The 8,258-nt window shown below is 38.5% G+C and carries 6 protein-coding genes; 3 read left to right on the forward strand and 3 right to left on the reverse strand.

Translation table 11 applies throughout. The features are described 5' to 3' along the window. Positions 1-267 precede the first annotated feature (267 nt). Positions 268-912, forward strand: a complete 645-nt coding sequence (locus VLZ86_RS09920; RefSeq protein WP_325450864.1) for an esterase — start codon at positions 268-270, stop codon at positions 910-912. A gap of 38 nt (positions 913-950) precedes the next feature. Here the strand turns inward: VLZ86_RS09920 and VLZ86_RS09925 are convergent, their stop codons facing one another. The 3 genes from VLZ86_RS09925 to dnaK form a co-directional block, all read right to left on the reverse strand. After that, complete coding sequence (locus VLZ86_RS09925; protein WP_325450866.1) at positions 951-2,156, reverse strand: FAD-binding oxidoreductase; 1,206 nt, start codon at positions 2,154-2,156, stop codon at positions 951-953. A 78-nt stretch (positions 2,157-2,234) separates the two neighbouring features. Continuing rightward, positions 2,235-3,182, reverse strand: coding sequence for a nitronate monooxygenase (locus VLZ86_RS09930; RefSeq protein WP_325450868.1), 948 nt, complete (start codon positions 3,180-3,182; stop codon positions 2,235-2,237). Positions 3,183-3,634: 452 nt separating this feature from the next. Further along, complete coding sequence (dnaK, locus tag VLZ86_RS09935; protein ID WP_325450870.1) at positions 3,635-5,536, reverse strand: molecular chaperone DnaK; 1,902 nt, start codon at positions 5,534-5,536, stop codon at positions 3,635-3,637. Positions 5,537-5,709: 173 nt separating this feature from the next. Here dnaK and VLZ86_RS09940 point away from each other — a divergent pair, with 173 nt between their 5' ends. Then, entirely contained in the window at positions 5,710-6,231 is a 522-nt protein-coding gene (locus tag VLZ86_RS09940; protein ID WP_325450872.1) for a hypothetical protein, read from the forward strand. 374 nt (positions 6,232-6,605) lie between these two features. Next, positions 6,606-8,030 carry an L-serine ammonia-lyase gene (locus VLZ86_RS09945; protein WP_325450874.1) on the forward strand — a complete coding sequence of 475 codons (1,425 nt, stop codon included), beginning with the start codon at positions 6,606-6,608 and terminating at the stop codon, positions 8,028-8,030. Positions 8,031-8,258 lie beyond the last annotated feature (228 nt).

Below are 8,258 nucleotides of genomic sequence, written 5' to 3' on the forward strand. Positions count from 1 at the left end.
TTTTAACCAAATGTAAAGGTACAAAACAATCTTTCAGGATGAAGTTTTTTGGTTTGCGGTTTGTGGTTTCTTGTTTGTCGTTTTTTGTTTCTTGTTTCTTGTTTCTCGTTTTCCCGCCTCCGCAAAAGCTACGGACGGAAAGGCTTGTTCTTTTGTCTTGATTCTAAGTTAAAATACTCAAATGCCGCCGGGATAAAGAGAATTTGGAATTTTGAATTTTTTATCACTTCATATCTGAGTATCTTTAAGGAATATAAATTTGAAAGAATGAAGCCTACAGAAAAAGAAATCACCTATCAAATCACCAACTCCTACTCCACTTTAAATAGCTTATCTGAAACTACAAAAAACGTGTGGTTTGTCTGCCATGGCATGGGCTATTTGAGCCGCTATTTTTTGAAATATTTTGGAGATTTAAATCGTGAAGAAAACTATTTTATTGCTCCTCAAGCCCAAAGTAAATATTATGTTTCATCGAGATTAAAGCATGTTGGTGCCAGTTGGCTGACCAAAGAAAACACACTCAAGGAAACTGAAAATGTAATGCGGTATCTGGATTCGGTTTTTGAGGCCGAACAGATTCCTGAACCCGTCAATTTAGTAATGTTAGGCTATTCTCAAGGTGTTTCGGTGGCTCTGAGATATGTTTCTAAAAGAAGATTGCAATGTTCACAAATCGTGATGATGTCTGGTGGCATTCCGAAGGAACTGACTGCAGCCGATTTTGAATTTTTAGATCCCTTAACAAAAGTGTTCTTGATTTATGGAACTAAGGATGAATACCTCGATGAGGATCGTTTGTGCATAGAAAAAAACAGAGCCTTTGAACTGTTCGGACATTGTAATTTGCAAATCATTCCGTTTGAAGGTGGGCATGAAGTCAATACATCAATAATTAAACAAATCGTGTAAAATGATTTTAACTTACACTTGGTTATTTCCAGTAAAGTTTACCTACCAAATTTAAAGTATTCTGAGAGTTCATGTGATTTTCCCTTTAACATCGTAGAGACCATATCCATTCCTATAACTGAAAAGGTAATGCCATTTCCACCAAAGCCTAAAACAAAATAGGCATTTTTAAATTTGGGATGTTTCCCGATATACGGCAATCCGTCTTTAGTTTCTCCAAAGGTCCCGGCCCATCCAAAATCGACTCTAAAATTATAGTGTGGAAGTAATTTGGACATGGTATTCTTCAATTTCTCAGCTTTCATTTTAAGTAAAGCATCTCTTTTATCCGCATTAACAAATTCTTCATCTTCCCCGCCAATTAATAAGCGGTTATCATCTGTGGTTCGCATATAGTTATACGGACTGGCTGTATTCCAAAATAGGGTATTCTGCAAATGTGAGTGGTACTCCTCCTTTTGTTCGCCCACTACCGCATAGGTGGACAAAAGATTTACAATTTTATCAGGAATGATTTCTGTGCTTTCGAATCCGCTGCAAAAGATAATCTTTTTGGCTTTTATCGTTTTTTCAAATTCTGTATGAATGAGAACGTCTTTACTTCGGTATTCAATATTTACCACATCCGTTTTGTCGAAAATCTGTAATCCTTTTTTATGGTTATAATGTAAAAGATCATGCGCTAATTGAAAGGCATCTATACTCCCTCCCTGATCTGACAGGATGCCGCCATGCGAATTCTCGAGTTTGTATTTTTTCTGGATCTTATCTGTTTCCAACCATTTAACTAAAAATCCGTGTTTTTTTCGCGCTTCAAATTCCTTTTTTAACCATGGCACATCTTTCTTCCTTGAAGCGAAGTATAAGGATTCTTTTTTTCTGAATCCACAGGTGGATTTGATGCTTTTTGAAATTTTTTGAAGTTGGTCAATGGAATCAAAGCAGGCCTTATAGCTTAAAACAGCACCTTTTTCGCCAATCATTTTGATAAGTTCGAAGAGGGGCAAATCAATCTCATATTGTAACATGGACGTTGTTGCCGAGGTGCTGCCATGGCACACTTCACGCTTGTCAACAATTACCGTTTTGTAGCCGTCAGCAACACATTGATGTGCAATTAAACTCCCAGTAATGCCGGCGCCAACAATTACGATATCAGTTTCGATATTTTTATCCAACGAAGGATAGGAATGTAGAATACCATTTTTAACCAACCAAAAAGGCTCAACAGATGTTAATCGCATAGGGTTTTAATTTTTCTATGCTCAAGTTAGCCCATTTAAAATATCTATTTACGAAAAATAGTAACCCATTCCCCTAATTTAAAAGGTCAAGTTTTTAATGATCGTTTCGACTGGAAGAATTTTTTTAGTATGCTCAATACTTGGTCCGGCCACCCAGACGGTTTTATAGGTTGCTTCTTTTGCCGCTTTCTCCGTGGCTTTCATTCCAATTGAAAAACGCACCATTTTCTCCCATTTTTTGAGTTTTTTATTTCTGTTTAAAATTGATTCCAACCATGATTCTTTAGTGCCAATCTTTTGGACATACGGCGTATTGATAACTGTACACGGGGTGCCGGAAATTCGTTGGGTCATCACAATATCTTCTGCGCCATAATCCACACAGGCCTGTTTATACTCATCAGTAACTCCAGCTTCCAAAGAAGCGATAAACGGACTGCCAATAGAAACGCCATCGGCGCCATACCCTAACATGGCCTCAAGTTCAGCTTTTGTACCAACGCCACCGGCTGAAATCACAGGAATTTTACAATGTCTTTTTAAAAGCTCAATCAATGCTTTTGGAGAAATTTCACCGCGATGACCTCCTGCTTCATTATTGACCGCAATAATGGCATCAGCTCCTAAAGCTTCTACTTTCTGGGCGAACTTCAAATCGGTAACATCACAAAGCACTTTTATGCCTACCTTGTACGCCTGACTGATGGTTTCTTCTGGACTTCCCAAAGAGGTGATGATAAAGTCACAACCTTCCTCACATAAGACACGAAGCTGCTCTTTGTATTTGATGTTTGATTTGTTGACAATGAGATTGAATCCAAAGGAACCGCCCTCTACTTTAGCTGCTTGCAACTCCTGGATAGCGGCTTTAAGTTCTGGCAAGGTTCTATAATTCAATGCAGGAATACAGCCTGCAATACCTGCTTTCATTGCTTCAATGACCATCGCGGTATTGGAGACTAAAAACATTGGGGCTTGAATGATTGGATATTTGATTTTGAGAAGTTGGTTGAGTTGCGCTGACATTTGATTTATTTAAAGACCTGACGGTTTTGAAAAACTTAAAGCCTGATCAAGTCAAGCAAATATATAAAAATTTGCTATGCATGCATAATAAATTTAAAAGGTTATCCAAATGCGAGATTTTTTGGTAAGATTCATTCATACGGAAGATTTAATGATCTATCGGGTTTAAACAAAAAAGACCTCACAGGTTTTAAAAATCTGTGAGGTCTTTTGATAAATCAGAATAATTTAATGAATGTATAGTCGCGTTTTTACTTTAAATTTCGTGCATCTAATAACCTTTGACAAAATCAGCAAAATCGATTCACTCCATCCAAAAGTTCAAAAAGATTGAAATAAGTTCAACCAACATATTCCAATGTGCCTGCGGCTTTTGGAATATGGGTTTCAACAAAAAAACGCAACCATATCAATGATTGCGTTTTTACTTCAAGCTTTGTATTTCAAGCTTATTACTTCACTTCTTCAAAATCTACGTCCTCAACATCACTGCCTTCATTGGACTGGCTATCTTGACTTGCATCAGGTCCTGGTTGTGCACCACCCTGAGCATCTTGTGCTTTGTACATTTCTTCGCTAGCTACTTTCCAAGCTTCATTGATTTTCTCAAGAGCAGGATCGATTAATGCGATATCTTTAGATTCAAAAGCTGTTTTCAATTCTTCTAATGCTTCTTCGATTGGTTTTTTCTTATCATCAGATAATTTATCGCCAAACTCTTTTAATTGACTTTCTGTTTGGAAAATCATTGCATCAGCAGCATTTAATTTATCAACTTTCTCTTTCGCTAATTTATCTGATTCAGCATTTGCTTCAGCATCAGCTTTCATCTTTTTGATTTCTTCTTCAGTCAACCCAGATGACGCCTCGATACGGATATCTTGTGTCTTTCCGGTGGCTTTATCTCCTGCAGTTACGTGAATGATACCATTGGCATCAATATCAAACGTTACTTCAATTTGAGGTGTTCCACGTTTTGCTGGTGGAATACCATCTAAATGAAAACGTCCAATGGTTTTGTTATCGGCAGCCATAGTACGTTCACCTTGTAATACGTGGATTTCCACTGAAGGTTGATTGTCTGCGGCGGTTGAGAATATTTGCGATTTCTTAGTAGGAATTGTCGTGTTAGCTTCAATTAACTTCGTCATCACGTTACCCATAGTTTCAATACCTAGGGACAACGGAGTCACATCAAGAAGCAATACATCCTTAACATCTCCTGACAATACACCACCTTGAATTGCGGCACCTACGGCAACAACTTCATCAGCATTTACACCTTTACTTGGTGCTTTTCCGAAGAATTTTTCAACAGCAGCTTGTACAGCTGGGATACGTGTCGATCCACCAACCAAGATAACCTCATCAATATCTCCTTTTGAAAGACCTGCAGCTTTCATTGCATTTTGACATGGCTCAATAGTACGTTTTACCAAATCGTCAATCAATTGCTCAAATTTTGCACGGGTCAATGTTCTTACCAAGTGTTTTGGTCCACTTGCAGTAGCCGTAACGTATGGCAAGTTAACTTCAGTTTGAGCTGAAGATGACAATTCAATTTTTGCTTTCTCAGCAGCTTCTTTCAAACGTTGAAGTGCCATAGGATCTTTACGCAAATCGATATCTTCTTCTGCTTTGAACTCGTCAGCCAACCAATCAATTACTTTTTGATCTACGTCATCACCACCTAAATGGGTATCTCCATCTGTTGACAATACTTCAAAAACGCCATCTCCCAACTCTAAGATAGAAACGTCATGTGTTCCACCTCCAAAGTCAAAGACCACAATTTTTTGGTCTACTCCTTTTTTATCCAATCCGTAAGCTAAAGCAGCCGCAGTTGGTTCGTTGATGATACGTCTAACTTTTAAACCTGCAATCTCTCCAGCCTCTTTTGTTGCTTGACGTTGCGAGTCATTAAAATAAGCAGGAACAGTAATAACTGCTTCTGATACTGTTTGACCTAAATAGTCTTCAGCAGTTTTCTTCATTTTTTGAAGAATCATTGCTGATAATTCTTGAGGTGTATATAAACGACCATCAATGTCTACTCTTGGTGTATCGTTGTCACCTTTTACCACTTTATATGGTACTCGTTCTGCCTCTTGTTTAGATTCAGAATACTTGTTTCCCATAAAACGTTTAATTGAAGACACAGTTTTTGTTGGGTTTGTAACTGCTTGACGTTTTGCTGGGTCACCAACTTTAATTTCACCGCCTTCTACGAAAGCAATAACTGATGGTGTAGTTCTTTTACCTTCTGCATTAGGAATTACAACTGGCTCATTACCTTCCATTACCGAAACACAGGAGTTGGTTGTTCCTAAATCGATTCCAATTATTTTACTCATAATATATGTTTTGTGTTGAATTATTAATTTTTTATTTCTCTTTGTATATGTCAATGACTGTGCCATGGCAGAAAATATGACAAGGTGTCATTTTTTTGAAGGAATCTTCCACATTAATAGTCGAGATAAAGAAAGGATTTGTAAATTTACAAATCACCCAAAAATATATTCACATGAAAAAGATCGCATCCTTATTATTTGTAACAGCTTTATTTTTTACGGCTTGTACCGGGTCTCAAGGCCCTCCAGGACCTCCAGGACCTCCCGGAAATACGGGAACTCCAGGTAATGATGGAAACATCATTGCTTCCTCCGCCTTTGAAATTGATGTCACTTTCAACGCTGACAATAACTACTCATACATTGAAGATTATGGCTTTGAAGTGCTAGAGTCCGACGTGACTTTGGTCTATAGATTATGGACCAATAGTGACAACAGTACCGCTTGGCGTTTATTGCCCCAAACAGTGACTTTTAATACGGGGAAAAGCCTCACTTATAATTTCGATTTCACTCAAACAGATGTGCGCTTCTTTTTGGATGGGACTGCAGATTTCTCAACCTTGGGAGCCCAATGGACCGCCAATCAAATTTTTAGAGTGGTCGTCATTCCTGCCGATAATGTAGGCGTTGACTTCTCTAACATTAATGAAGTCATGCAATCGTATCATATTGAGAATTTTGAGATGAAATAGATTTCGAATTTTATTTATCAAGGATGTTTTTACAGCAGCTCCTTGTCAGTTGTAAGTCGCGCGCTCGAAGAAGAGACAGATTCTAACTGACAGTTGTGAAGTAATGACATCCTTTTTTTAATGATTGAAGTATTAAGTATTAAGATGTAAATTTTAGAGGACACGACTTTACGCATTTGTTACATCTCCATCTCATCAACCATTTTATTAACTCGTGCAGCTAGGACTAAGGTTGGGAAATCACACGTAAACTTCAAATTGGAGCTTAGATGGCTGACTAACAACACTCACACAATTACGTTTCACCACTTCATTTTCCATTCTGTTTTGACCTAAAAAGAGATTATATTTGTCGTTCTAAATCGTTTTCGTCAATGGAGTGTATTTCTATATTTGATATGTTAAAAATTGGGGTTGGCCCATCAAGTTCCCACACTTTAGGTCCATGGCGCGCTGCCGAACGCTGGATAAAAGAATTAAAGGAAAGCAAAGAATTTGACCAAGTAAAACACATAACAGTTGATCTTTATGGTTCTCTATCATTAACTGGAAAAGGTCATGCTACGGATTATGCCGTCATGTTAGGTTTATATGGTGCCGATCCGGAACAAATTCCAATAGAAGACATTGAATCTATTATTGAAACTATCAAAAACACGAATTCGTTGCTTTTCAACAATGAGATTCCCATTGCATTTGACCCCAAAACGGACATAGTTTTCAATCGAAAATTTCTACCATACCATGCTAACGGTATGATTTTCACCGCAGATATCAACGGACAAAAATCCAGTTCCACCTTTTACTCCATCGGTGGTGGATTTGTGGTAAAAGAAGAACGAACGGTTTCAAAAAAACAGGATGAAATTTTCGAAAACACGTTTCCTTATCCAATTCGTTTAGGTACTGAATTGCTTGCTTATTGTAACGAATTGAACCTTCCATTTTCAAGGGTGGTCTTAGAAAACGAAAAATCGATTAGGGATATGGAAACTATCGATTTTGAGTTGAAACGCATTTGGGACACTATGTTGGAATGCATGTATATTGGTTGCCATACTGAAGGGCATTTACCTGGAGGGCTGAACGTGAGGCGACGCGCATTTGACATGCATAAGGCGTTGAAATGTGATTTACCCTACAATAATCCACAAGAATGGTTGGAAACCCTTAGAAAAACTGAAGTTAAGTTTAGACACATTCTGCAATGGGTGAGTTGTTTCGCGCTAAGTGTCAATGAAGTCAACGCAGCATTGGGTCGTGTAGTGACCGCACCAACCAATGGAAGTGCTGGGGTCATTCCGTCGGTTTTGATGTATTATATGGTGATTGAAAACCACGATGCCGATTTTGAGGATATTAAAAAATTCCTTTTGGTAGCTGGTGAAATTGGCAGTATTTTTAAGAAGGGAGCAACTATCTCAGCGGCTATGGGTGGCTGTCAGGCAGAAATTGGCGTCTCATCGTCTATGGCGGCAGGTGCATTATGTGAATTGCTTGGAGGTACACCAGAGCAGGTATTGATTGCTGCAGAAATTGCCATGGAACATCATCTTGGGATGACCTGCGATCCTATTGCAGGCTTGGTGCAAATACCGTGTATTGAACGTAATGCCATGGGTGCCATTAAAGCTATTAACGCGGCAGAACTGGCAATGGGTACAGATCCTAAAAACGTAAAAGTGCCTTTTGACAAAGTGGTGAATACCATGTGGGAAACGGCTAAGGACATGAGTTCCAAATACAAGGAAACCTCTGAGGGTGGTTTGGCAGTGGGTGTGAATATATCAGATTGTTAAGGGTATTAAAGATCTTTATTTTTAATCGTTTTAACGTCTGTATTTAAGTTTTAAAATCTTACATCGTCGTTTTTTTTAATTTCATCGGATATTTAGGTCTTTTTGTTGCTATATTTCGGACTTCAAAGCTTAACAGCTCGACATGGAGTTCGCCTGGGTCGAGGAGTCCGACGTGCAGGACACCGCCGAGGCGATGATCCGCGACGCATTCCGCGACGTGATGCAGGT

This window comes from Gelidibacter sp. (assembly GCF_035515035.1).
In the GTDB taxonomy this organism is placed as follows: Bacteria; Bacteroidota; Bacteroidia; order Flavobacteriales; family Flavobacteriaceae; genus Gelidibacter.

Coding starts and splice junctions, on each gene's coding strand:
- VLZ86_RS09945 (WP_325450874.1), top strand. CDS start 6,606: ATGGAGTGTATTTCTATATTTGATATGTTAAAAATTGGGGTTGGCCCA.
- VLZ86_RS09930 (WP_325450868.1), bottom strand. CDS start 3,182: ATGTCAGCGCAACTCAACCAACTTCTCAAAATCAAATATCCAATCATT.
- dnaK (WP_325450870.1), bottom strand. CDS start 5,536: ATGAGTAAAATAATTGGAATCGATTTAGGAACAACCAACTCCTGTGTT.
- VLZ86_RS09920 (WP_325450864.1), top strand. CDS start 268: ATGAAGCCTACAGAAAAAGAAATCACCTATCAAATCACCAACTCCTAC.
- VLZ86_RS09940 (WP_325450872.1), top strand. CDS start 5,710: ATGAAAAAGATCGCATCCTTATTATTTGTAACAGCTTTATTTTTTACG.
- VLZ86_RS09925 (WP_325450866.1), bottom strand. CDS start 2,156: ATGCGATTAACATCTGTTGAGCCTTTTTGGTTGGTTAAAAATGGTATT.